The 25,489-nt window shown below is 66.8% G+C and carries 19 protein-coding genes; 5 read left to right on the plus strand and 14 right to left on the minus strand.

All coding sequences use genetic code 11. The annotated features are described in order from the left end of the window. Window positions 1-82 precede the first annotated feature (82 nt). From F3J19_RS00345 to F3J19_RS00365, 5 genes are all read right to left on the minus strand, one after another. The gene (locus F3J19_RS00345; protein ID WP_167035978.1) at window positions 83-793 is read right to left on the minus strand and encodes a YggS family pyridoxal phosphate-dependent enzyme; all 711 of its coding nucleotides are present in this window, start codon (window positions 791-793) and stop codon (window positions 83-85) included. Between the two features lie 36 nt (window positions 794-829). Continuing rightward, window positions 830-2,056, minus strand: coding sequence for a glycolate oxidase subunit GlcF (glcF, locus tag F3J19_RS00350; protein WP_167035981.1), 1,227 nt, complete (start codon window positions 2,054-2,056; stop codon window positions 830-832). Between the two features lie 8 nt (window positions 2,057-2,064). Continuing rightward, window positions 2,065-3,153 (minus strand): glycolate oxidase subunit GlcE, encoded by a 1,089-nt coding sequence (gene glcE / locus F3J19_RS00355; protein WP_167035984.1) that lies wholly within the window; start codon window positions 3,151-3,153, stop codon window positions 2,065-2,067. Window positions 3,154-3,366: 213 nt separating this feature from the next. Beyond that, window positions 3,367-4,860 (minus strand): FAD-linked oxidase C-terminal domain-containing protein, encoded by a 1,494-nt coding sequence (locus F3J19_RS00360; protein WP_167035987.1) that lies wholly within the window; start codon window positions 4,858-4,860, stop codon window positions 3,367-3,369. A 207-nt stretch (window positions 4,861-5,067) separates the two neighbouring features. After that, the gene (locus F3J19_RS00365) at window positions 5,068-6,483 is read right to left on the minus strand and encodes an FAD-linked oxidase C-terminal domain-containing protein (RefSeq protein WP_167035990.1); all 1,416 of its coding nucleotides are present in this window, start codon (window positions 6,481-6,483) and stop codon (window positions 5,068-5,070) included. 332 nt (window positions 6,484-6,815) lie between these two features. Between F3J19_RS00365 and F3J19_RS00370 the strand changes: the two genes are divergently transcribed. Then, a complete protein-coding gene (locus F3J19_RS00370) occupies window positions 6,816-7,370 on the plus strand; it encodes a cob(I)yrinic acid a,c-diamide adenosyltransferase (protein WP_167035993.1) in 555 nt (184 codons plus the stop codon). A 56-nt stretch (window positions 7,371-7,426) separates the two neighbouring features. Here the strand turns inward: F3J19_RS00370 and F3J19_RS00375 are convergent, their stop codons facing one another. The 6 genes from F3J19_RS00375 to F3J19_RS00400 all read right to left on the minus strand — a co-directional run bounded on the left by F3J19_RS00375 (window position 7,427) and on the right by F3J19_RS00400 (window position 16,540). Continuing rightward, window positions 7,427-7,759 carry an XRE family transcriptional regulator gene (locus F3J19_RS00375; RefSeq protein ID WP_167035996.1) on the minus strand — a complete coding sequence of 111 codons (333 nt, stop codon included), beginning with the start codon at window positions 7,757-7,759 and terminating at the stop codon, window positions 7,427-7,429. Next, window positions 7,756-8,061: a type II toxin-antitoxin system RelE/ParE family toxin gene (locus F3J19_RS00380; RefSeq protein ID WP_240158601.1), complete on the minus strand. Its 306-nt coding sequence runs from the start codon at window positions 8,059-8,061 to the stop codon at window positions 7,756-7,758. Before F3J19_RS00380 ends, F3J19_RS00375 begins: the two co-directional genes overlap by 4 nt. Before the next feature lie 284 nt (window positions 8,062-8,345). Continuing rightward, complete coding sequence (gene aroG / locus F3J19_RS00385; RefSeq protein WP_167035999.1) at window positions 8,346-9,419, minus strand: 3-deoxy-7-phosphoheptulonate synthase AroG; 1,074 nt, start codon at window positions 9,417-9,419, stop codon at window positions 8,346-8,348. A 369-nt stretch (window positions 9,420-9,788) separates the two neighbouring features. Then, window positions 9,789-11,255 carry a metalloprotease TldD gene (gene tldD, locus F3J19_RS00390; RefSeq protein WP_167036002.1) on the minus strand — a complete coding sequence of 489 codons (1,467 nt, stop codon included), beginning with the start codon at window positions 11,253-11,255 and terminating at the stop codon, window positions 9,789-9,791. 87 nt (window positions 11,256-11,342) lie between these two features. Continuing rightward, window positions 11,343-12,206 carry a carbon-nitrogen hydrolase family protein gene (locus tag F3J19_RS00395; protein WP_167036005.1) on the minus strand — a complete coding sequence of 288 codons (864 nt, stop codon included), beginning with the start codon at window positions 12,204-12,206 and terminating at the stop codon, window positions 11,343-11,345. Window positions 12,207-12,289: 83 nt separating this feature from the next. Next, on the minus strand, window positions 12,290-16,540 hold the full coding sequence (locus tag F3J19_RS00400; protein ID WP_167036008.1) for a YhdP family protein: 4,251 nt from the start codon (window positions 16,538-16,540) through the stop codon (window positions 12,290-12,292). A 230-nt stretch (window positions 16,541-16,770) separates the two neighbouring features. Between F3J19_RS00400 and glnE the strand changes: the two genes are divergently transcribed. Beyond that, complete coding sequence (gene glnE / locus F3J19_RS00405; protein ID WP_167036011.1) at window positions 16,771-19,566, plus strand: bifunctional [glutamate--ammonia ligase]-adenylyl-L-tyrosine phosphorylase/[glutamate--ammonia-ligase] adenylyltransferase; 2,796 nt, start codon at window positions 16,771-16,773, stop codon at window positions 19,564-19,566. 35 nt (window positions 19,567-19,601) lie between these two features. Here the strand turns inward: glnE and recN are convergent, their stop codons facing one another. Beyond that, entirely contained in the window at window positions 19,602-21,275 is a 1,674-nt protein-coding gene (gene recN / locus F3J19_RS00410; RefSeq protein ID WP_167036014.1) for a DNA repair protein RecN, read from the minus strand. 73 nt (window positions 21,276-21,348) lie between these two features. After that, window positions 21,349-22,251: an NAD kinase gene (locus F3J19_RS00415; protein WP_167036017.1), complete on the minus strand. Its 903-nt coding sequence runs from the start codon at window positions 22,249-22,251 to the stop codon at window positions 21,349-21,351. Window positions 22,252-22,530: 279 nt separating this feature from the next. On the opposite strand from F3J19_RS00415, the gene hrcA reads away from it, so the two are divergent. From hrcA to F3J19_RS00430, 3 genes are all read left to right on the plus strand, one after another. After that, on the plus strand, window positions 22,531-23,550 hold the full coding sequence (hrcA, locus tag F3J19_RS00420; protein ID WP_167036020.1) for a heat-inducible transcriptional repressor HrcA: 1,020 nt from the start codon (window positions 22,531-22,533) through the stop codon (window positions 23,548-23,550). A gap of 228 nt (window positions 23,551-23,778) precedes the next feature. Beyond that, on the plus strand, window positions 23,779-24,849 hold the full coding sequence (gene hemH, locus F3J19_RS00425; protein WP_167036023.1) for a ferrochelatase: 1,071 nt from the start codon (window positions 23,779-23,781) through the stop codon (window positions 24,847-24,849). Between the two features lie 8 nt (window positions 24,850-24,857). After that, a complete protein-coding gene (locus F3J19_RS00430; protein ID WP_167036026.1) occupies window positions 24,858-25,265 on the plus strand; it encodes an RNA-binding S4 domain-containing protein in 408 nt (135 codons plus the stop codon). Here F3J19_RS00430 and F3J19_RS00435 read toward each other — a convergent pair. Beyond that, window positions 25,237-25,398, minus strand: coding sequence for a hypothetical protein (locus tag F3J19_RS00435; protein WP_162842037.1), 162 nt, complete (start codon window positions 25,396-25,398; stop codon window positions 25,237-25,239). The two genes, F3J19_RS00430 and F3J19_RS00435, sit on opposite strands and share 29 nt — an antisense overlap. Window positions 25,399-25,489: the final 91 nt, after the last annotated feature.

Raw genomic sequence — 25,489 nt, forward strand, 5'->3', positions numbered from 1 at the left:
GATGGTCCGGTGAGGTTCAGATAAGAAGCGGGAATGCGACGAGGGCGCTCGCGCAGCCGCGCGCGAATGCCCGGGAAAAAGCTCAGTGCGAATAATCGCGCGCGCCGAAAATCGCGGTGCCGACGCGCACGATCGTCGCGCCTTCGAGCACGGCGGCTTCGAGGTCGGCCGACATGCCCATCGAGAGCGTGTCGAGTGCGAGCCCGTCGCCGCGCAGGCGTTCGAACAGCGCGCGCAATTCGCGATGCGGCGCGCGTTGTGCTGCGAGATCGCCGGCCGGTTCGGGAATCGACATCAGTCCGCGCAGCTTCAGCTTTGGCAGCGCGGCGATCTGCTGCGCGATTTCCGCCGCCTCGGCGATGCCGACACCGCTCTTCGACGCCTCGCCGCTGACGTTGACTTGCAGGCACACGTTAAGCGGCGCCAGGTTGTCGGGGCGCTGCTCGGAGAGCCGCTGCGCGATCTTGAGCCGGTCGACCGAATGCACCCAGTCGAAATGCGCGGCGACGGGGCGCGTCTTGTTCGATTGCAGCGGCCCGATGAAATGCCATTCGAGCGACGCGCGCAGATCGGCCAAGGCCTCGATCTTGTCGAGCGATTCCTGCACGTAGTTCTCGCCGAACGCGCGCTGGCCGGCCGCATGGGCGGCGCGCACGGCATCGGCGGGAAACGTCTTGGAGACCGCGAGCAGCCGCACGGATTGCGCATCGCGCCTGGCCGCCCGCGCGGCTTCGGCAATGCGCTGCCGCACGTCGGCGAGGTTGTGCGCGAGGTGGTGGAGCAGGTCGGACATGGAGCGAGCCGGTGTTCAGCGAAGACGATGCCCCGATTATACGGACAGCATGTGCTCGACCAGCTCGATCCAGTGCGCGACCGGCGTCGACGTGCCGCTTTGCAGATGCGCGATGCAGCCGACGTTCGCCGACACGATCACCTGCGGCTCCTGCGCCTGCAGCCGCTCGAGCTTCTGATCGCGCAGCGCGTACGAGAGACGCGGCTGCGTCAGCGAATAGGTGCCGGCCGAGCCGCAGCACAGATGGCTGTCGGCGGGCAGGCGCACGTCGACGCCGAGCGCGCTCAGCAACTGCTCGACCTTGCCGCGTATCTGCTGGCCGTGCTGCAGCGTGCAGGGCGGATGAAACGCGACCGTGTGCACCGAGCGGCGCCGCGTGATCGCGACAAGCTGTTCCTCGAACTCCGGCAGTATTTCCGCGACGTCGCGCGTCAGCTCGACGATGCGGCGCGCTTTCTCCGCGTATTCGGGATCGTGGCGCAGCAGATGCGCGTATTCCTTGACCGTCGCGCCGCAGCCCGAGGCGTTCATCACGATCGCCTCGGCGCCCTGTTCGACGTGCGGCCACCATGCGTCGATATTGGCGCGCAGGTCGTCGAGCGCTTCGTCGTGATAGCCGAGGTGCAGGCGGATCGCGCCGCAGCAGCCGGCCTCGGGCGCGACCACCGTTTCGATGCCGAGCGCATCGAGCACGCGCGCGGTCGCGATGTTGACGTTCGGCATCATCGACGGTTGCACGCAGCCCGCCAGCATCAGCATCTTGCGTTCGTGTTTCGCGGCGGGCCATGCGAGCGGGTTCTGCCGCGCGGGCACCTTGTCGCGCAGCTTTTTCGGCAGAATGCGGCGCACGCGCTGGCCGAGCCGCATCGCCGGCGTGAAGATCACGCTGTTCGGCACGACGCTCGCGAGCACGCGGCGCAGCAGCCGCTGGTTGAGCGGGCGCCTGACTTTCTCTTCGGTGAGCTTGCGGCCGATTTCGACGAGCCGCCCGTATTGCACGCCGGACGGGCACGTCGATTCGCAGTTGCGGCAGGTGAGGCAGCGGTCGAGGTGGACCTGCGTGCTGCGCGTGACCGGCGCGCCTTCGACCATCTGCTTGATCAGATAGATGCGCCCGCGTGGGCCGTCGAGTTCGTCGCCGAGCAACTGGTAGGTCGGACAGGTGGCCGTGCAGAAACCGCAATGCACGCACTTGCGCAGGATGGCGTCCGCTTCGTTGCCATCGGGCGTATTGCGAATGAAGTCCGCGAGGTTGGTTTGCATCGCGTCGCTCAGAAGTCGGGGTAGAGACGGCCGCGATTGAAGATGCGGGCCGGGTCGAAGGCGTGTTTGAGGCCGCGATGGATTTTCATCAGCGGCGTGGGCAGCGGCGTGAAGACGCCGGCGCTGCGGTCGTAGCCGTGGCCGCTGCGGAAGATCGTCGCGTGGCCGCCGGCCTGCTTCGCGCTGATGCGCACGGTTTGCGCGTCGGTGTCGGTGATCCACCAGCGCTGGCCGCCGCCCCATTCCATCAGCTGCGCGCCGGGCAGTTGCAGCGGCTCGGTGATCGACGGCAGCGCGAGACGCCACAGCGCGGCCTTCGGCGGGATCGCCGAGAAGAACGCATCGGTCTGCTCGCGCAGGCCGGCCCAGAAACGCTCGGCCTCGACCGCATCGACGACTTCGCCGTCGAGCGCCGCGCGCGCCGCCTTGACCGCGGCTTCCGCGCCCGCGAGCCGCACGGCGAGCGTGCCGTTGCGCCATGCGCTCGCGGTGATCGGCAGCGGCCGGCCGGCCCATTCGTTGAGCTTGCGGACCGCGTCGGTGCCGTTCATGTCGAACTTCAGCGTGGCTTCGGCCTGCGGCAGCGGCAGCACCTTGACCGACAGTTCGAGGATCAGTCCGAGCGTGCCGAGCGAGCCCGCCAGCAGCCGCGAGACGTCGTAACCGGCGACGTTCTTCACGACCTGGCCGCCGAAATGCAGCACCTGGCCCTGGCCGTTCATGACGACGGCGCCGAGCACGAAGTCGCGCGCCGCGCCGACGGCCGGGCGGCGCGGCCCGGAAATGCCCGCGGCGATGCAGCCGCCGAAGGTGGCCTGCGGCCCGAAGTGCGGCGGCTCGAACGGGAGCATCTGGTCGTGCTCGGCGAGCGCGGCTTCGATCTCCAGCAGGGGCGTACCCGCGCGCGCGGTGATGACGAGCTCGGCCGGATCGTAGGCGATGATGCCGCGATAAGCGCGCGTGTCGAGGATCTCACCTTCCAGCGTCTGACCGTACCAGTCTTTGGTGCCGCCGCCCCGGACGCGCAGCGCGCGTCCTTCTGCGCTGGCCGAACGCACGCGTTCGGACCAAACGGCGACGATGTCGTCCTCTTCCATGGTGTCCTGCTCGTTGTGTTTCGGTTGATTGTACCGGGCGGGGGCTCGCTGGCAACCAGGAGCGCACCCGCATCGGCAGATCGGCTGAAGGGACCGCGAAAGGCGGGGCAGGCGCTATGCAACGGAGCGCCTGCCCCGCCTTTTGCGGTGCGCGCTTCATGCGCGATGCGAGCATGAACGATGCGAGCGGTAACGGACCCTAGAAGCCGGACGCTAGAAGCGCGGCAGCTCAGGGTGGGGCAGCAGCCCGCCGCGCACATGCATCTTGCCGTATTCGGCGCAGCGCGCCCGCGTGGGAATACCCTTGTCGGGGTTCAGCAGGCCGGGCGCGTCGAATGCGCGCTTGACCGCGTGGAACGTGTCGCGTTCCTCGGGCGAGAACTGCACGCACATCGAATTGATCTTCTCGATGCCGACGCCATGCTCGCCCGTGACCGTGCCACCCAGTTCCACGCAGGCTTCGAGGATGTCGCAACCGAATTCCTCGGCGCGGTGCCACTCGTCCTTGTCGTTGCCGTTGAAGAGGATCAGCGGATGCATGTTGCCGTCGCCGGCATGGAACACGTTGATGCAGCGCAGCCGGTATTTTTTCTCCATCTCTTCGATGCGCGCGAGCAGCGGTCCGATACTGCGGCGGGGCACGGTGCCGTCCATGCAGTAGTAGTCCGGCGAAATGCGGCCGGCCGCCGGAAACGCGTTTTTGCGCCCGGACCAGAAGCGCAACCGTTCCTCTTCCGTGCGCGAAATCTGGATGCGGGTTGCACCGTGTTCGCGCAGTACCGCGGTCATGCGCACGATCTCGTTGGCGACCTCGTCGGGCGTGCCGTCCGATTCGCACAGCAGGATCGCCGCCGCGTCGAGGTCGTAGCCCGCGTTGACGAATTCCTCGACCGCGCGCGTGGCCGGCTTGTCCATCATCTCGAGGCCGGCCGGAATGATGCCCGCCGCGATGATGCCGGCCACCGCGTCGCCGCCTTTCACGACGTCGTCGAAACTGGCCATGATGACCTGCGCCGTCTGCGGCTTCGGGATCAGCTTGACTGTGACCTCGGTGACGATCGCGAACATACCCTCGCTGCCGATCAGCACCGCGAGCAGATCGAGCCCGGGCGCGTCCGGCGCGAGCGAGCCGAATTCGACGATCTCGCCTTCCATCGTCACCGCGCGCACGCGCAGTACGTTGTGCACCGTGAGGCCGTATTTCAGGCAGTGCACGCCGCCCGAATTCTCTGACACGTTGCCGCCGATCGTGCAGGCGATCTGCGAGGACGGGTCCGGCGCGTAGTAGAGCCCGTAAGGCGCCGCGGCTTCGGAGATCGCGAGATTGCGCACGCCCGGCTGCACCGTGGCGGTACGCGCATACGAGTCGACCTCGACGATTTTCCTGAAGCGCGCGAGTGACACGACCACGCCATGCCGGATCGGCATGGCGCCACCCGAGAGGCCGGTGCCCGCGCCGCGCGGCACGATCGGCACGCCGAGGCGATGGCAGATCTGCACGATGCGTTGCACCTGCGATTCGGTTTCCGGCAACGCAACCGCGAGCGGCAGACGCCGGTAAGCGGCGAGGCCGTCGCATTCGTACGCGACGGTGTCTTCCTCGCGATACAGCAAACAATGATTCGGCAACACGGCCATCAGCGCCTGCACGACTTCGCGCTGGCGCTGGGCGAGTACTTCGGCCGACAGTTCAGCGGGTGCGTTCATGTAACTTGTCTCCCCTTGCTTTTGCCGATCCGGCTCTTCGTTCGAGCCGGTTGTTTCAGGCGGCCTCGTTGCGAGCCGATTCGCTTCGAGTCACGTCGTTCCGGGTCACGGCGTTTTGAGTCACATCGTTCCGGGCCACCGCGTTTCGAGGCCGGCGCGACCGCCGCCCGATGTGGCGGCCGCCGCTTCCGGCGTGCCCGGTCTGCGTCAGGCCGCCCAGCTGAATATCTTGCCCGGGTTCATCAGATTGCGCGGGTCGAGCGCATGCTTGATCGAGCGCATCGTATCGACCGCGACGTCGCCGTGTTCCTCGAGCAGGAAGCGCATCTTGTGCAGGCCGACGCCATGCTCGCCGGTGCAGGTGCCGTCCATGCGCAGCGCGCGCTGCACGATGCGATGGTTCAGGCGCTCGGCTTCTTCGAGTTCCTCGGGCTTGTCCGGGTCGATCAGGATCGCGACGTGGAAGTTGCCGTCGCCGACATGGCCGACGATCGGGCAGGGCAGCGGCGAGGCCTTCAGATCCTGCTCCGTTTCCACCACGCATTCGGCGAGGCGTGAGATCGGCACGCAGACATCGGTCGTGACCGCACGGCAGCCGGGCTTCAGTTGCAGCATCGCAAAATAGGCGCTGTGACGCGCGTTCCACAAACGGCTGCGGTCTTCGGGGCGCGTCGCCCATTCGAAACCCTCGCCGGAATTTTGCGCGGCGATGTCCTGCACGAGTTCGGCCTGTTCCTTGACGCCGGCCTCGGTGCCGTGGAATTCGAAGAACAGCGTGGGGGCTTCGCGCAGCGTCAGATTCGAGTGGCGGTTGATCGAGCGCACCGCGAGCGAGTCGACGAACTCGACGCGCGCGATCGGCACGCCGATCTGGATCGTCTCGATGACCGCGCGCACTGCATCGCCCATCGACGGGAACGCGCATATCGCGGCCGATACCGCTTCGGGCTGCGGATAAAGCCGCACCGTGATTTCGGTGATGACGCCGAGCGTGCCTTCGGAGCCGACGAAGAGCCGCGTGAGGTCATACCCCGCCGACGATTTGCGCGCGCGCGTGCCGGTTTTGATGACGAGGCCATCGGCCAGCACGACCGCGAGGCCGAGCACGTTTTCGCGCATCGTGCCGTAGCGCACGGCATTGGTGCCCGACGCGCGCGTGGCCGACATGCCGCCGATGCTCGCGTCGGCACCCGGATCGATCGGGAAGAAGAGGCCCGTGTCGCGCAGTGCTTCGTTCAACTGCTTGCGCGAGATGCCGGGCTCGACGGTGACGGTGAGGTCCTCGGCGTTGATCGACAGCACGCGGTTCATGGCCGACAGATCGATCGACACGCCGCCTTGCACCGCGAGCAGATGCCCTTCGAGCGACGAGCCGTTGCCGTACGGAATGATCGGCACGTCGTACTGGCCGCATAGCTTGACGGCGGTTTGCACGTCTTCGGTCGTGTGCGCGAAGACGACGGCGTCGGGCAACTGGGGATCGAATGGCGATTCGTCGCGGCCATGATGCGCGCACACGGCTTCGGCAACCGACACGCGTTCACCGAACGCGGCTTTGAGCTGGTTCAGCAGTTCGGCGGGAAACGGCCGGCGCAGCGGGGCCGGCGGCACGGGATGGTTCACGCATGTCTCCTGTCGAACGGAGTGGGCGGCTTGGCGGTCGACCCGAGTGGTGCCTGCGGTTGGCCGAAGTGAGCGCTCTCGCGCGTCATTCGGTTCCCGGCGAAGCTCCTGCTTCGGTTTCATGCAAAGCGCTTACTCCGATTTCATGAAAGATTTTTGAGGGCACGGCTTATGTGTGCCGCATTCATTTCATTTTACGCCGATCGTCCGTGGGCCGGCACCGGTCCGCGCTCGGCTCGGCTTCCCGGCTCATATAATGGCGGCGATTTCGCGATGCGAGCAATATGGATAAACGTGGTGGGCGTATCGCCACTGAACGTATGGGGGACATCATGGGCAACCGCCTGAGCAAGATCGCCACTCGCACCGGCGATGACGGCACCACCGGTCTCGGCGACGGCCGCCGCGTGCGCAAGGACAGCGCGCGCATTGCCGCGATCGGCGATGTCGACGAACTCAATTCGCAACTCGGCGTGCTGTTGTGCGAGAGCCTGCCCGACGGCGTGCGCGCGGCGCTGGTGGCGATCCAGCACGATCTGTTCGATCTGGGCGGCGAGCTCTGCATTCCCGGCCACACGATGATTACCGAGCGGCATCTCGCCCAGCTCGACGGCTGGCTCGCCGACTACAACGCCGCATTACCGCCGCTGAAGGAATTCATTCTGCCCGGCGGCTCGCGCGCCGCAGCGCTCGCGCATGTGTGCCGCACCGTCTGCCGCCGCGCCGAACGCGCGATCGTGGCGCTCGGCGAGCATGAGGCAATCAACGCGGCGCCGCGTCAATATGTGAACCGGCTGTCCGATCTGCTGTTCGTGCTCGCGCGCGTGCTCAATCGCGCGGATGGCGGCACCGACGTGCTATGGCAGCACGATCGCGGCACGCATTGAGTGCAATTGAGCGAATGGTGCGCGGGTGCGCATGGCATCAGGCACCGGGCCCCGCGTTAGCCGATCGCGAGCGTAACCGGCTTGCCGATGCGGCTCATCATTTCGACGAGCGTGTCGATCGTGAACTTGGTGGTTTTCTTGTTGACCACGTCGGATACGCGCGGGCGCGACACCATCAGAATTTCCGCCGCCTCGGCCTGCTTCAGATGATGCTGTTCGATCCAGCTCGACAGCTCGGTCATGAGCTGCTCCTTGAGCAGGCGCGTGTCGTTGATCTGCTTTTGCGACGCCGCGTGCAGGCGCTTCGCTTCTTCGGCGGAAAAGCCGAGTTCGAGAAACAGATTCGCACCGGGTTGGGTGACGTGGCGAATGCGGGTGTCGGTCGTCATTGATAAGGTTTCCTATCGTTAATGATCGCGCGGTAGCGCATCTCGGCGATCTTTTTGTCTCGCGGCCCGAGCTTCTGCGTTTTCTTCTGAAAACAATGCAGCACGTAGATCGCTTCGACAAACTTACTCACATACATCACGTGAAAAATGCCGTCTTCGTCTTTGATGCGGATTTCGCGCGTTCCGGTGCCGATCGAGTCGAACGCTTTCCAGTCGTCGGGGTCGAGTCCCGCCTGAATCTTGTGCAGTTGAAACCCCGCGCGACGACGTGCTTCAGCGGGAAAGGCGAGCAGATCGCGCAAGCTCGAACCTAATCAGCGAATTTCTTTTTCCTGCTCCATAACCGCTTTTGTGTATAAAATATTATACGAGCCATCCAGCCCGGTCAAGTCCGTTTGCATGCCTCTGAGTCAGGTACGCACGCGTTGCGAAGGCGTCACATGCAAGCGGACAACGAGCTGTTACGGTACAGAGGCGGCGCGCGCAGCACCATCGTCCGTTCGGCCAATAAAAAACCCGGTTCGAAGCCGAACCGGGTTTTCTACGGATGACTGACGAACTGCCGGAGCAGCGGCGCGGCAGGCGTTCAGTTGCCGCTGCCGCGTGCCACGCGGCGCTGCCTGACGGCTTCGGCGAGACCTTCGAGCACCGTGACGCTTTCGTCCCAGCCGATGCACGCATCGGTAACGCTCTGGCCGTACGTGAGCGTGCCGCCTTCCTGCAGATCCTGGCGGCCCGCCACGAGGTGCGACTCGACCATCACGCCGACGATCCGCTCGTCGCCCGCGGCGATCTGGCGGCCGATGTCCGCGCACACCGGAATCTGGTTCTCGTGCTTCTTCGAGCTGTTCGCGTGGCTCGCGTCGATCATCAGGCGTGCGGCGAGACCTGCCTTGCCGATGTCGGCGCAGGCGGCGTTGACGCTGTCGGCGTCGTAGTTCGGCGCCTTGCCGCCGCGCAGGATCACGTGGCAATCCTCATTGCCGGCCGTCGACACGATCGCCGAGTGGCCGCCCTTCGTGACCGAGAGGAAATGGTGCGGCTGCGAGGCGGCCTTGATCGCGTCGACGGCGATCTTCACGTTGCCGTCCGTGCCGTTCTTGAAGCCGACCGGGCACGACAGTCCCGAAGCCAGTTCGCGGTGCACCTGCGACTCGGTGGTCCGCGCGCCGATCGCGCCCCACGAGATCAGATCGGCGATGTACTGCGGGCTGATCATGTCGAGGTATTCGGTGCCGGCGGGCAGGCCGAGTTCGTTGATGTGCAACAGCAGCTCGCGCGCGGCGCGCAGGCCGTCGTTGATCTTGAAGCTGTTGTCCATGTGCGGATCGTTGATGAGGCCCTTCCAGCCCACCGTCGTGCGCGGCTTTTCGAAGTACACGCGCATCACGACTTCGAGTTCGCCGGCGAAGCGCTTGCGCTGTTCGATCAGACGTCCTGCGTATTCGATCGCGGCCTTCGGATCGTGAATCGAGCACGGGCCGATCACGACGATCAGGCGGTCGTCCATGCCATGCAGAATGCGATGCATCGCGTTGCGCGAGTCGTAGATCACGTTGGAGACCGACTCGTCGCACGGGAATTCGCGAATCAGGTGAGCGGGCGGCGTGAGTTCTTTCAATTCGCGGATGCGGACATCGTCGGTGTTGTGCGGGGGCATGGGGTTCTCCTGAATCGGTTCGTAGTTCGTAGCGTGTTCGCGTGAGTAGCGGGTGTCAAAGTTCGTCTGGAAGCAAGGCTTCAAAAGCGTGAGGCGAAAAAAAACCGCCAGGCTGGCTGGCGGTTTTTCGGGAATTCTTGGTGTCCTGCGTGCACTAACACCCCTCTCGATCCGCCAGCGGTCTGAGATACCAAAAAAAGTAAAAATAAAACTTGGCGGACATGGCGAGGTGAAATGCGTTGCTGGTCAAAAAAGGTGAGTGACTTTATAACCCGGTACAGGCTCGCTTGACAAGCATGGGCCTATAAAAATGCGGGTAATCCGCACGTTTCGCACTTTTTTCGCACGAAACGTGCATGACTTGCAGAATCAGGCGGTGCCGCCGACCGTCATGCGCTCGATGCGCAGCGTCGGCTGGCCGACGCCCACCGGCACGCTCTGGCCTTCCTTGCCGCACACGCCGACACCCGAATCGAGCTTCATGTCGTTGCCGATCATCGTGACGTACTTCAGCGATTCCGGGCCGCTGCCGATCAGCGTCGCGCCCTTGACCGGATACGTGATCTTGCCGTTCTCGATCATGTAGGCCTCGGAAGCCGAGAACACGAACTTGCCGTTCGTGATGTCGACCTGGCCGCCGCCGAAGTTCACCGCATAGAGGCCGTTCTTCACGGACGCGAGAATTTCCTGCGGGTCCTTGTCGCCGTTCAGCATGTAGGTGTTGGTCATGCGCGGCATCGGCAGCGCCGCGTACGATTCGCGCCGCGCGTTGCCGGTGACCGGCATCTTCATCAGGCGCGCGTTCAGCGTGTCCTGGATGTAGCCCTTCAGGATGCCGTCCTCGATCAGCGTCGTGCATTGGGTCGGGTTGCCTTCGTCGTCGATGTTGAGCGAGCCGCGGCGGTTCGGCAGCGTGCCGTCGTCGACCACGGTGACGCCCTTCGCGGCGACCTGCTCGCCGATGCGTCCCGCGAACGCCGACGAACCCTTGCGGTTGAAGTCGCCCTCGAGCCCGTGGCCGATCGCCTCGTGCAGCAGCACGCCGGGCCAGCCCGGGCCGAGCACGACCGTCATCGCGCCGGCCGGCGCCGGCCGCGCGTCGAGATTGACGAGCGCCGCATGCACCGCGTCGTCGACGTAGCGCGACAGCACTTCGTCGGTGAAATAGCCGTAGTCGAAACGCCCGCCGCCGCCGCCGCTGCCGATTTCGCGGCGGCCGTTCTGCTCGGCGATCACGGTGACCGAGACGCGCACGAGCGGCCGGATGTCGGCCGCGAAGCCGCCGTCGCTGCGCGCGACGAGCACCACGTCGTATTCGCCGGCGAGGCCCGCCATCACCTGCTGGATGCGCGGATCGCGGCCGCGCGCCATTTGTTCGATGCGCTCGAGCAGCTTGACCTTCGCGGTCGCGTCGAGCGAATGGAGCGGATCGGACGGCAGGTACAGATCGCGCCCGGCGATGCCGGTCAGCGACGAGGCCACCTTGATTTTCTGCTTGCCGCCGCCCGATCTGGCGATCGCGCGCGTGGCGATGGCCGCCTGGCGGATCGCCTCGGGCGAAAGGTCGTCCGAGTAGGCGAACGCGGTGCGGTCGCCCGACACGGCGCGCACGCCGACGCCCTGATCGATGCTGAAGCTGCCCGACTTCACGATGCCTTCCTCGAGGCTCCACGCTTCGCTGCGGGTTGCCTGGAAGTAGAGATCCGCGTAGTCGACGCGGTGCGTGAAGATTTCGGCGAGCGTGCGCGTGAGCAGCGACTCGTCGAGACCATAGGGCGTGAGGAGAATGTCCTTGGCGGCGGCGAGATTACGGATACCGGGTTCGATGATGTTCATGCGAAATATGTTCTGCTCGATACGAGGGGGGCGGGGAGCGCCTGAGCCACCATATGCGTGGCGGGCGCCGCAGTTTCAATGTCGGATTCAGGTCAGCACGCGATGACGCCAGGCCGGCAGGCTCTGCCGCACTTCGTCGATCCGCGCGCGTTCGAGGTTGCCGGCGACCACGCCGGCGCCTTCGTCGCGCACCGCGACGATTTCGCCCCACGGGTCGATCAGCATGCTGTGGCCCCAGGTGCGGCGGCCGTTCTCATGTTTGCCGCCTTGCGCCGCGGCGAGCACATAGCACTGGTTTTCGATCGCACGGGTGCGCAGCAGCAGCTCCCAGTGCGCGCGGCCGGTCGTGTAGGTGAAGGCGGACGGCACCACGATCAGCGCGCAGTCGCCCATGCGCCGATACAGCTCCGGAAAGCGCAGATCGTAGCAGACCGACAGGCCGACCCGGCCGAACGGCGCCTCGAAGCCGCGTACCTCGGTGCCGGGGCGGATCGTGCGCGCTTCGTCGAACGATTCTTCGCCCTTCTCGAAGTTGAACAAGTGAATCTTGTCGTAGCGCGCGGCTTCGTTGCCGTGCGGGTCGAACACGAGCGTCGTGTTCAGCACGCGCGAGGCTTCCGGCGCGGTGAGCGGCAGCGTGCCGCCGATCACCCAGAGCTTGTGGCGGCGCGCCGCGTCGGCGAGAAAGCGCTGGATCGGGCCGTCCTGGTAGGGCTCGCGCACGGCGAGCTTGTCGGTGTCCTTGAAGCCCATGAAGCAGAAGTATTCGGGCAGCAGCACGAGTTGCGCGCCGTCGTCGGCGGCTTCGGCGATCAGGCGTTCCGCGTCGGCGAGATTGCGCACGCGATCGGGCGTGCTGACCATCTGCAGCGCGGCGACCCGGAAGGGGCTGATGAAGGAGCCGCCGGATGCCGCGGCGGACGGCGATGAAGAGACGTGTGTTTCGCTCATGAGCGTGTCGAAAGGCTCCCGGCACAGCGGCGGTGCGAACCGCGGACGCCGCATGCGTCGTTCAGGGCGGGCTCGAACGCGGCTCAGGGCGCTTCCACGGTCGAAGCCGGAGCGTCCATCTTACCCCGTTCGGTCGTCACTCGCTCGATGTGCGGTTTCGCCCACGAGCCCGTGATCGTGTACTCGCGCGCGAACACGTGCGACACCCCGTGGGTGAGCGCGATATCGGCGATCAGCGCGCCGAGGCCGATCAGCGGATTGACGACCGTCGCGGCGATCACCGCGGAGCCCGCGCTGACGGTCGGCACGACGTGCAGGTGCAGGTCCTGGGTTTTCTGCGCGATGTCGACCGAGCCGGCCATCTCGGCGCGCGCCGGCGCGGTCACCATTCTGAAGTTGTCGGTGCGGGCGATGCCGTCGTGAATCTGCGCGGTGCCGGTCACGCTCGAAAACGGCAGCCCTTCGCCGATCACGTCGCGGAAATCGAGCGTGGCGATGCGCGCGAGGCTTTGCAGGCTCAGCACGCCGAGCAGCGTTGCGACGCCCGGATCGATCTTGAGAATCTGGCCGTGACGCAGATCGAGCGCGAGGTTGCCGTTCAGCGTCGAATAGTCGATCCTCGCCGGACCGCCTTGCCAGGCGGCCTTGCCCGCCAGCGAACCGCTGCCGCCCTTGAGCGTCTTCGGCAGGCCGAGGCGTTCGAGCAGCGCGCCGGCATCCTTGATGTCGAGCTTGAAATCGAACACGGTGCGGCGCGGCGTGGTTTCGTCGGCGGAACTGGCGAGTTCGGTCGAGGTGCGCCAGTTCGCGGTCGCGCTTAGTGTCGCGGCGGGATTGGTGACGTCGAACTTGTCGAGTTGCCAAACCGGCACGCCGTTTTCCTCGAAGTTGTGCGCGTCGACTTCGAGTTTGCCGATGTTGCGGTCGCGCACGATCAGCTCGTTCACGACCAGATCGATCGACGGCATGTTTTGCGCGGGCGCCGACATCGCCGGGCCGAGCAGATCCTTGTCCGCGACCGACGGAATTACGACGCGCGCAAAGCGCGCCTGCAGCGAGCCCGGCGAGTCGCGGGTCGCGCCCGGTAGCCACGACACGTGGCCCGACACCTGGTTCGAGGCGATGTTCGCCTGCCAGGTGCGGTCCGCGCGCGATGCGCCGACGATCACGTTGTCCCAGTGGCGCTTGAGCAGCGTCAGCGTGTCGACGTGCAACGCGAAGCGGCTCGGCAGGAATTGCGTGAGCGCGGGGTTGGGCTGTGGCGGCGCGGCGGCCGGAGTGGGCGCCGCGGTGCTTGTGGCGGCAGCATTGGCGTTTGCTGCGGGCGCGCCGGCGCTGCCGTTGTTACGCAATTGCGCGAAGAGCAGGCGCCACGCGTCGGCGTCGAATTCCTTGAGATCGACCGCGGCGACCACGCCGTCGGCCGGCAGCTCCGCCGGCCGGTTCACGCCGACCGCGCCGCGCACGACCGCCGGCGGCGTATTGGGCTGCACCTTCGGCGCGTAGCGCAGCAGGTACGTGGCGGCGATCGGCCCGAACGCGAGGTCGGCGCGTTCGAGACCGGCGTCGCCGGGCGTCGTCGCCGGGCTGACGGTGAAGTGCAGCGGCATCGGCGTGCCGAGCGGCTTGTCGAACGGCGCCGGGAAATCGAGCGCGAGGCCGCTCAGGTCGGAATCGGCGCTGACCTGCGGCAGGCTTCCCTTCGCGCCGTTCACCTTCAGCGCATAGGGCGCTCTGCCGCTCAGGCGCGTCAACACCTGCCCGGCCGGGCCATGCAGATCGAGCCCGCGCGCGGCATCGACGGCAATGTGGCCGTTCAGCGAGAGCGCGTACGTGCCGTTCTGGCGCAAGCCGCCGTTCGCGTGCAGGTCGCCGCCGAGGAACTGCGCGGAGAGCCGCTCGACCTCGGCCGTGTGCTCGGTGAAGCGCACCCGGCCGTTCAGTTGCGACAGCGGCGGCACGTTGTTCATGCTCAGGCGGTTATCGAGGAAGCCGAGCGCGCCTTCCACGCCGATATGCGGCTTGGGCGTGCGCGGGATCGTCAGCTTGAGCGCGAGCGATGCGGCGCCGTCGGCGCGGATTTTCTCGGTCTGGTGCCGCGCCATGATGCCGAGCGAGCTGTCGTTCACGTAGTCGAGCATGTCGGCGAGCGGGCCGCGGCCATTGCCCTGGATGACCAGGTTCGAGCTTTTCGTGCCGAGGTCGGCGATTCTGCCACGCACGCCGGTGAGCGCGACGCGCTTGTAGCGTCCGCGCTCGATGTCGAAGCGCAGCACGTTCTGCTTCAGTTCGAACACGCCGTCGATGTCGTCGAGCGCCGGCCACAGGTTCGGCGTGCCGTTCCTCATGTTGCGCGGCGGGTAGGGCGTCGGGTCGAAGCGGCCGCCCCGGAACGGCGCGACGATATGGAAGATGCCGGCGGCGGGATCGCGCGAATAGGGGAACTGGGTCAGGTCGCCGTGCACTTCGATCGTGGCGCCGCGCGAGATGCCCGCCTGCAGTCCGTGGCCCAGATAGATGCGCAGCTTCTCGCTGACGGAGGTCGGCAGATAGCGCACGATGCGCGTGACCTGCGCGCGCTGGAAGTCGGCCTTGAGGTCGAGCGAGCCGCGGCCGTGGCCGGGGTTGCTGTAATTGGCGGCGGCGGTGGCCGCGACGTCGGCGTTGGAGACCGCGACGTCCGCGAGCTTGAGGCTGAAGGCCGGCCGGTTGTCGCCCGGCGCCTTCGCGCCCATGACCCAGTCGGCGCGGGCGTGCAGCCGGTCGAGCTTCAGGCGCGGATCGTCGAACACGCCCGGCAGCGTAATCGCCACGTTCGAGGTATCGAGCAGTGCATGGCCGCCTTTCTCGTCGGCGTCGACGTTGCCCCACAGGTTTTCGATGCCCGGTATGCCGGCGCGCGGATGGCCGCGCGGCGTGAGCCCCGGCCCCGGCTCCTGGGCGGCGAAGCTGATGCCCTGCAGATCGCCCTTGAAGCGATAGCGCTCGATCGGCTCCGCGCCGGCCGGCCGACGGTCGCTGCCTACCTCGCCGGATTCCGGCTTGCCGCGCTCCACTTCGATCACGTAGTTGGCGACGAGCCCGCGCGGATTGATGCGCACGAGCCCGTTCAGGAAGCGCCGCGGCAACGGCAGCGCGCGGCTGAATTCGGCGAGGATGCCGAGGTCGACGTGATCGCCGCTGACGCCGAGCAGTTGCCCGTGCTGCTGCGTCGCGGCCCGGAACCGGCCATCGAGCGTGTGGAACTGGAGCAGGCGCGTGAGCGGCGTGCCGTCGTCGAGCGGCGGCTGGCCGAGTTCGGCGCTCAGGTCCGAGAGCTGCAGTCGGTAGTCGCCTTCGGTGGCTTCGACGTGCCACAGGAAATGGGCGACCGGCACGAGCAGCCGCGGCTGGGTCGGCCGCACGCGCAGCGCGATGTCGGTGCCGTTGAGCCGGCCGCCCGCCGCCGTCATGCGGCCGTCGGAGAAGTCGATCCAGATGGCGTTGTCGATGCGGCCGGCGAACGTCTCGATCGGGAATTTGATGTAGCGCGCGAGCGTCGGCAGATCGACGGTGCCGGTCGAGATGTACGCCTGGCCTTTCCAGTTGATCGGCTTGCCGATCTCGGAAAGCGGCGCGTGCCGGAAGTGCGTGCGGAAGTCGAGCGGCCCCTTTAGCACCTGGCCGTCGGGCGGCGCCTGCAGCGCCATGCGGTGGTCGTAGCCGTCGTTGAGGATCGCGATGCGGATGTCGCGCAGCGCGAGTTCCGGCGCCTCGCGCAGCGCGTCGCGCCAGCGCAGCACGCCGCCGCGCACGACGATCGCCTGCTGGCGCAGGAGCCAGGTGGAAAGCGCGTCGTTGCCGCTATGCCGGGTCGGCACCGGCACGCCCGCGACCGACAGCACGCCGTCGTCGCTGCGCGCGACCAGCACGTCCGGCTGATCGACGATCAGGCTCGACAGCGCCGGTTGGAACTGCCACAGCGAGCGCCATGAGACCGTCGCGGTTGCGTGCGGAATCGTCAGCGCGGCGTGGCCGTCGCGATCGCGGATGACCAGGTTCGTGACGTCGAGGCCCGGCTGGAAGCCGCTCCAATGCGGCGCGAGCCGCCCGATGGTGAATTGCGTGCGCAGCTTCTCGGAGACCACCGCTTCGATGCGCGGCCGGAACATGTCGATGCGCGGCAGCACCACGTAGCGCAGGCCGAGGAACAGCCCCGTGGCGATGAAATAGAGGACGAGCGCGAGCGTGAGGACCACCCGCAAGATCCGGCGCAGCACGACGTGGTCGCTTCCGCTCGCGTGCCGGAGCTGCTCGGTGGCGTGCGGGTCGACGGATTCGTTTCGCTCGGACATGCTGCGTCGGCTGGGCGTATGGTAGTTTTGCGGATTAACTATGGAATGTAACACACGGAAAAGCGTCGGCGGACCTCCTGCAAACCCTGTCCGCGTGCCGCTTTGCGGCTGCCGCCGGCCGGTCCGGCAAGGCCTTGTGCGCGCTTTTCGAAGCGTTCCCTTCCGTGTGCCGCCATGCATCGAAACAACACCGGACAACGCCAACCAGCAACGAGCGAGCCTGATTCTTGATGACTGACGCCACTCTCCTGAGTTCCAGCTATTCCCGCTATGCGGCGCGTGCCGCCGCGGCCCGTCCGCAACTCGTCGAGCACGTGAACGCGCTGGCCGCCGTGCCGCTCACGCGCGAGCGCATCGATGCCCGTCTCGACGCGTTGTGCGCCGGGGCGGCCGGTCCGGCCGGCGCGCCGCTCGGCGAGGAAGCGCTGAAGAAAGCGCTGCGCCAGTTGCGCACCGAGGTGTTCTGCGCGGTGATGGAGCGCGATCTGGCTGGCGAGGCCGACATCGCCGAAGTCACGGGCGCGATGACCGATCTCGCGGAAGCGACGATCCAGCGCGCGCTCGCGGTGCTCACCGCCGAGCTCGAAGCGCTCTACGGCGAGCCGCGCGGCCCGCAGGGCGAACGGCTCACGCTCGGAGTGGTCGGCATGGGCAAGCTCGGCGGGCGCGAGCTGAACGTGTCGTCGGATATCGATCTGATCTTTGTCTATGAGGACGACGGCGAGACGGCCGGCGGCCAGCGCTCGCCGCTCGCGACCCAGGAGTTCTTCACGCGCCTCGGCAAGCGCCTGATCGGCGCGCTCGCCGAAGTGACCGCCGACGGCTACGTGTTTCGCGTCGACATGCGCTTGCGGCCGAACGGCGATTCGGGGCCGCTCGTGTGCAGCCTCGGCATGCTCGAAGAGTATTTCTACGTGCAGGGCCGCGAGTGGGAACGCTATGCGTGGATCAAGGGCCGGCTCGTGTCGGAAGGCGGGAGCGCCGCGGCGCAGCGGCTCTCGAAGCAGCTCGACGCGATCGTCACGCCGTTCGTCTACCGGCGCTATCTCGACTTCGGCGTGATCAGCGCGATTCGCGCGCTGCATCTGCAGATTCGCCAGGAAGCGCAGCGCCGCGCCTCGATGCGGCCCGACAAGGCCGACGACATCAAGCTCGGACGCGGCGGCATCCGCGAAATCGAATTCAGCGCGCAGGTGTTCCAGCTGATTCGCGGCGGCCAGGACGCGGGCTTTCGCGTGCGGCCGACGCTCGCCGTGCTGCGCCATGCGGCCACGCATGGGCTGATGGACCCGGCGGTGTGCGTGAAGCTGTCGCAGGCGTACCGCTTTCTGCGCGAGCTCGAACACCGTCTGCAATACCGCAACGACGCGCAGACCCATGCGATGCCGGTCGATCCCGAAGACCGCGCGGCACTGGCCCGCGCGATGGGCTGCGACGATTACGCGGCGTTGATGGCAAAGCTCGACGCGCATCGCGAATTCGTCGAGCAGCAGTTCGACCAGATTTTCGCCGACAAGGTGAGCGGCCGCGACGGCTGCGCGGCCCCCGAAGATGGCGCGGCCGCGTGGGTCTGGAGCAGCGCGCTCGCCGACGACAGCGCCGACGACGCGCTGCGCGCGCGCCTGATCGAGCTGGGCGTGGCCGAGCCCGGCGATCTGCTCGCGCGGCTGCAAGGGGTGTGGCGCTCGTCGCGCTACATGGGCCTGAACGAGCGCAGCCGGCAGCGCTTCGACATCGTCGCGCAGCGCGCGCTCGAAGCCGCGCGCACGCTCGAACCGCCCGAGCGGCGCGGCAATACTGTCGCGCGCTTTTTCGATCTGCTCGAAGCGGTGAGCCGGCGCGGCGCCTATCTCGCGCTGCTGACCGAATATCCGCAGGCGCTGCACCAGGTGCTGTCAGTGCTCGGCGGCTCGCGCTGGGCGGCGGGCTATCTGATCCGCCATCCGCAACTGCTCGACGAACTGCTCGACGGCGAGGCGATCAACAGCCCGTTCGACTGGGCCGAGTTCAAGCGCGGCTTGCGCCTGCGGCTCGCGGCCGCCGACGGCGTGGAGCAGCAGATGGACCTGCTGCGCCACGCGCACCATGCCGAGGTGTTCCGCATTCTGCTGATCGATCTGGCCGGCAAGCTCTCGGTCGAGCACGTGAGCGACCGCCTCTCCGAGCTGGCCGACGCGGTGCTCGACGTGACGCTCGAAGCGGTCTGGAAGCAACTGGCGAAACGGCATCGCGACGAGCCGCGCTTCGCGGTGATCGCGTACGGCAAGCTCGGCGGCAAGGAACTCGGCTACGCGTCCGACCTCGACCTGATCTTCCTCTACGACGATCCCGACGATGCCGCCGCCGACGTCTACGCGACCTATACGCGCCGTCTGATTACGTGGCTCACGACCGCGACCGGCGCCGGCACGCTGTTCGACATCGACCTGCGGCTGCGGCCGAACGGCGAGTCGGGTCTGCTTGTCACCGATCTCGACGCGTTTCGCCGCTACCAGCTGCGCGAGGGCGACGCCGCCAACACCGCATGGGTCTGGGAGCACCAGGCGCTCACGCGCGCGCGCTACTGCGCGGGCGACGCCGAAATCGGCGCGAAGTTCGAGGCGATCCGCGAACAGGTGCTGACGACGCCGCGCGAGGCGGCGCCGCTCGCGAAGGAGATCGTCGAGATGCGCGAGCGTGTCGCGGCCGGGCATCCGAACCATACGCCGGAACTGTTCGACCTCAAGCACGATCGCGGCGGCATGGTCGATATCGAATTCACGGTGCAGTACTGGGTGCTGCTGCATGCGGCGAGCGATCCCGAGCTGATCCGCAACACCGGCAACATCGCGTTGCTGCGCGAAGTGTCGCGCTTCGGGCTCATGAGCGAGGCCGAAGCGGAGACGGTCGGCGCCGCGTATCGCACCTATCGCAAGCTGCAGCACACGCTGCGGCTCGACGGAATGGAGAAGGCGCGGGTCGATCCGGTGCGCGTGAATACCGAGCGGGCGGCGGTGCTGGCGTTGTGGAAGAGGGTATTGGGGTGAGGGCGCGCGGCCATGTCGGCCCCCTCACGTCCGACTTACGCCGCCAGCATTTCCTTCGCGTGCTTGCGCGTGGTCGCGGTGATTTCGAGACCGCCTAGCATGCGCGCGACTTCCTCGATGCGGCTCGCCTTGTCGAGCGAGGTCACGCTGCTGATCGTGCCGCCCTTGCCGTTGCCGGTCTTCGCCACCTGGAAGTGGTGATCGCCGCGCGCGGCGACCTGCGGCAAGTGGGTGACGCACAGCACCTGGCGCGCGTGACCGAGCTGATGCAGCAGCCGGCCGACCACTTCGGCGACCCCGCCGCCGATGCCGGTGTCCACTTCGTCGAAGATCAGCGTCGGTGTCGGGCTCGCCGCGCTTGCGATGACCGCGAGCGCAAGGCTGATACGCGCGAGTTCGCCGCCCGAGGCGACCTTCGCGAGCGGCCGCAGCGGCACGCCGGCGTGCCCGGCCACGCGGAACTCGATCTGCTCGAGCCCATGCGCGCCGCCTTCGGGCAGCGGCACGAGCGCGACCTCGAAGCTGCCGCCCTTCATCGACAGTTCCTGCATGCCGGTCGTGACCGCTCCGCCGAGCGCCTTGCCCGCTTTCGCGCGCGCTTTCGAGAGTTTTTTCGCCTCGGCGAGGAAGGCTTCTTTCGCCTGGGCTTGCGCGGCGCGCAGGCCGTCGAGGTCGGCGGCGGCGTCGAGCGCGGCCAGTTGCGTGCGCCGTGCCGTGTGTTCTTCGGGGAGCGTTTCCGGTTGCAGGCGGAATTTGCGCGCGGCCGAATGCAGCGCGTCGAGACGCTTGTCGACCTGCGCGAGCCGGTCGGGATCGAGTTCGAGCCGCTGCGCGTAATGGCTTAGCGAATACGCCGCTTCCTGCAACTGGATTTCCGCCGGTTCGAGCGCAGCCAGCACGTCGTTGAGCGCCGGGTCGATCTCCGCGAGGTCGCGCATTTTCGAGACGATCGAGCCGAGGTGCGCGATCATCGCCTCGTCCGATTCGGACAGCGCGCCGAGCGCGCCCTGCACGCCGTCGATCAGATTCGCGGAATGCGACAGCCGCTTATGCTCGGTGTTGATCTCTTCCCATTCGCCGGGCTGCGGCGCGAGCTTGTCGAGCTCGGCGAGCTGCCAGGCGAGCCGTTCGCGCTCCAGTTGCAGTTCGCGGTCGCGCGTCTGCGCATGCTCGACCGCCTGGACCTTCTCGCGCCATGTGCGCCATGCGCGTGTGACCGTGGCCGAGATGTCCGAAAGACCCGCGTGCGTGTCGAACAGCTCGCGTTGCGCGTCCGGACGCATCAGCAACTGGTGCGCGTGCTGGCCGTGAATGTCGACGAGCATTTCGCCGACTTCGCGCAGTTGCGCAAGCGTCGCCGCCGTGCCGTTGATGAACGCTCGCGAACGGCCGTTCGCGTCGACCACGCGCCGCAGCATTACCGTGCTGCCATGCTGGCCGTCGTCGGCCTCGGCCGCGCCGAGCGCCTGCGCGTCGAGCCATGCGTCGACCTGCGCGTGCGTCTCGAATTCGGCGGTGATGTCGGCGCGGCTCTCGCCCGTGCGCACGACGTTCGCATCGGCGCGCGCGCCGAGCGCGAGCGCGAGCGCATCGATCAGGATCGACTTGCCGGCGCCGGTTTCGCCCGAGAAAACGGTAAAGCCGCCGTCGAATTCGAGGTCGAGCGCGGCGACGATCACGAAGTCGCGTATCGAGAGATGGCGAAGCATGGAAGTCGTCTGGTGAGCTTGGGGTTCAGGTGTCAACCACGGCGGCGGGCGCGCTCGAATAGGGCAGCGCCGCTCAGGATTTGGAGTCTTCTTCGTGCGACGGGTACTCGTGCCAGTGCAGCTTCTTGCGCAGCGTCGCGTAATAGCTGTAGCCGACCGGATGCAGCATCGGCACCGTATGGCGCGAGCGGCGCACCTCGATCGTGTCGCCGAGCGCGAGCGAGGTGAACGACTGCATGTCGAAATTGACGTTCACTTCGCGGCCGGAAACGATCTGGATGCTCACCTTCGAGTCGTCCGGCAGCACGATCGGCCGGTTCGACAGCGCATGCGGCGCGATCGGCACGAGCACGAAACCCTGCAGTTGCGGATGCAGGATCGGCCCCTGCGAGGACAGCGCGTAGGCGGTCGAGCCGGTCGGCGTCGCGACGATCAGGCCGTCCGAGCGCTGGTTGTACATGAAGCGCCCGTCCACCGACACGCGCAGCTCCGCCATGCCCGAGACGCCGCTGCGGTTCACCACCACGTCGTTGAAGGCGAGCGCATGGTAGATCGGGTTGCCCTCGCGCATGATGCGCGCCTCGAGCAGCACGCGCTCCTCGCGCTCGAAATTGCCCGAGAGCATTTGCGGGATGGTTTCCCGCATGTCGGAGATCGGAATGTCGGTGATGAAGCCAAGCCGCCCGTGATTGATGCCGATCAGCGGCGTGCGGTACGGGGCGAGCTGGCGGCCGATGCCGAGCATCGTGCCGTCGCCGCCGAGCACCACGGCGACGTCGGCGCGCGCGCCGATCTCGGCGGGCCGCAGCGCCGGGTAGTCGGTCACGCCGATTTCGGCGGCGGTGCTGGCTTCGAACACGACTTCGAGGCCGAGCTTCGCGATGCACGAAGCGAGCGCGACGAGCGGCTCGCCGATGCCTGGCGTGTTGCTGCGCCCGACGAGCGCGACGGTCTTGAACTGGCTGGTCACTTGCATGCCGGCATTACACCATAGGTGGGGCCTGAAAAGAACCGCAGACAGACCCGGTGGCGAGCCGGTGCTCGCGGGCCGTCGGCGTATCTCGCGATTATCGTTAGAATAGTGAAGCCCTGATGACATGTGCGCCGGCTAAAGTGCGGTGTGGCGCGCGGCCAGGAGCCCGGCCGTGCGTGAAAGCGCCGCCGCGCGGCGCGCCGGCCGGCGGTGGAGCGTTCGCGCGGAGCGGGCGCCGTGCGTGCTCGCGGTAGCCGGGCCCTTGAGCTAAAATTTTTCGTCATGCTAGATCCTCGCGCACAAACCCTCCTCAAAACGCTGATTGAGCGCTACATCGCCGAAGGTCAGCCGGTCGGCTCGCGCACGCTGTCACGTTATTCGGGCCTCGAACTGAGCCCGGCCACGATCCGCAACGTGATGTCGGACCTCGAGGAACTGGGGCTCGTGATCAGTCCGCACACGTCGGCGGGGCGCATTCCGACGCCGCGCGGCTACCGGCTTTTCGTCGATACGATGCTGACGGTCGAATCCGCCGCGGACGAAGAGGCCGTGATGCGCACGGTCAAGACCACGCTGCAGGTGGGCGAGCCGCAGAAGATCGTCGCCGCGGCGGCGAGCGTGCTGTCGAGCCTCTCGCAGTTCGCCGGCGTCGTGCTCACGCCGCGCCGCAGCCACGTATTCAAGCAGATCGAGTTCATGCGCCTGTCCGACAAGCGCATCCTGCTCATCATCGTGACGCCCGAAGGCGACGTGCAGAACCGCATGCTCGCGACCCAGCGCGACTTCTCGCCGTCGCAACTGGTCGAGGCCTCCAACTACATCAACGCGCATTTCGCCGGCCTTTCGTTCGACGAAGTGCGCCGCCGCCTGCGCGAGGAAATCGACGAACTGCGCGGCGACATGACCTCGCTGATGCACGCGGCCGTCACCGCCAGCACCGACGAATCCGACACCGGCGAGACCGTGCTGATCTCGGGCGAGCGCAATCTGCTCGAAGTCGCCGATCTTTCGTCGGACATGGCGCGCCTGCGCAAGCTGTTCGACGTGTTCGACCAGAAAACCAGCCTCCTTCAGTTGCTCGACGTGTCGAGTCACGCGGCGGGCGTGCAGATTTTCATCGGCGGCGAATCGAATCTCGTGCCGATCGAGGAAATGAGCGTGGTCACCGCGCCGTACGAGGTGAACGGCAAGATCGTCGGCACGCTTGGCGTGATCGGCCCGACCCGCATGGCCTACAACCGCGTGATTCCGATCGTCGACATCACCGCGCGCCTGCTCTCGCTGACGCTGAGCCAGCAGTAGTCAGCAGTAATCAGCCCGGCAATCATCCGGCAATCATCCGGCAGCCGTTCCTCCGGTTTGCCGCGCTGCCGTCAGCGCAGCCCGTGCCGGCCATGATGCGTCATGGCGCGCGGCCTGCCAATCGGCCGAACGGCCAGGGACGCCTGGCGACGCCTCGCCCGACCCGCGCCGCTATAATGAATCCCCATTGAATCGATTTGCCGCGTCATGCGGCGACTTCCGCTGCCTATGCGCTTCGACCTCGAGCGGCCCTCCCAGAACGCTTCGTCGCATCGCGTCGCCGTGTTGCTCATCAACCTCGGCACGCCCGACGCGCCGACGCCGCGCGCGGTGCGCCGTTATCTCGCGCAGTTTCTGTCCGATCCGCGCGTGGTCGAAATTCCGGCGTTGCTCTGGCAGTTCATTCTGCGTCTGCTGATTTTGCCGTTTCGCGGCCGCAGTTCCGCGAAGAAGTACGCGGCGGTCTGGATGCCCGAGGGCTCCCCGCTGCGCGTGCATACGGAAAAGCAGGTGGAAGGCTTGCGCCATCTGCTGCAGGTGAACGACTACACGGTGCTCGTCGACTACGCGATGCGCTACGGCACGCCTGGCATTCCGGCGATGCTGAACCAGTTGAAGCTCGCGGGCGCCGAGCGCGTGCTGCTGATGCCGATGTACCCGCAATACTCGGCGTCGACCACGGCCACCGCTTTCGACGATGCCTTCTCCGCGCTCAAGCGCATGCGCAACCAGCCGGAAATCCGCACGGTGCGTCAGTACGCCGATCATCCGGCGTATATCGCGGCGCTCGCCGCGCAGGTGCATCAGTACTGGCATCAGCATGGCCGTCCCGACTTCGCGGCCGGCGACAAGCTCGTGTTCAGTTTTCATGGCGTGCCCAAGCGCACGCTCGATCTCGGCGACCCCTACCACGAGCAATGCCAGCAAACCGGCGCGCTGCTGATGCAGGCGCTCGGACTCACGCCGGTCGAATGCCGCATCACGTTCCAGTCGCGCTTCGGCAAGGCCGAGTGGCTGCAGCCCTACACGGCGCCCACGCTGAAGGAACTCGGCGCGGCGGGCGTGCGGCGCGCCGACGTGTTCTGTCCGGGCTTTACCGCCGACTGCCTCGAAACGATCGAGGAAATCGGCATGGAAGTGCGCGACGAGTTTCTGCATGCGGGCGGCAAGGAGTTTCACCGGATCGCGTGTCTGAACGTATCGCCGCCGTGGATCGCCGCGCTCGGCGAGATCGTCGCGCAGAATCTGCAGGGCTGGCCGGTGCAGGCGGTGCCGGTGCCGCACACCACGGGAGCGTGAAGACGCCGATGAATTACCGCATTTCAACCGAACCGGGCGCGAAGCTGCGCATCGACAAATGGCTGTGGGCGGCGCGTTTTTTCAAGACGCGTTCGCTGGCCGCGGACGCCGTCGAGAAGGGGCGGGTACGCATCGGCGGAGCGGCGGTGAAGCCGGCGAAGGACGTGCGCGTCGGCGACTTCGTCGAGATCGAGATCGAACGGGTCGTGTGGCAGGTGGAAGTGCTGGGCGTGTGCGACGTGCGCGGCCCGGCGAGCGTCGCGCAGACGCTTTATGTAGAGACCGAAGAAAGCAGGCTGAAGCGGCAGGTCGAGCAGGAGCGGCGCAGGATCTATCGCGAGCCGGCCGCCGCGTTGCACGGGCGGCCGACCAAGCGCGACCGGCGCTCTATCGACAGATTTTCAGGTGAGGATTGAAGAACTGTTCCATCGTGGCGTGCACGCCGCCGTATTCGGTGGTGTGGTCGTTGACCGCACCGGACATACAGATGGTCGTGGTACCCGCGATCAGTACCAGTGCGACCACCCCGATTGCAAAGGTCAGTTTCACGGTACTCCCCTTGGGAAGATTGAAACGGGCTGAATAGGTACAACTGTCAGACGTCGGTAAGGTCTACGTTAGATTAGGGTTAACGTGGCGT

It is taken from the genome of Burkholderia sp. Ax-1724, from assembly GCF_011752995.1.
Lineage (GTDB): Bacteria > Pseudomonadota > Gammaproteobacteria > Burkholderiales > Burkholderiaceae > Paraburkholderia.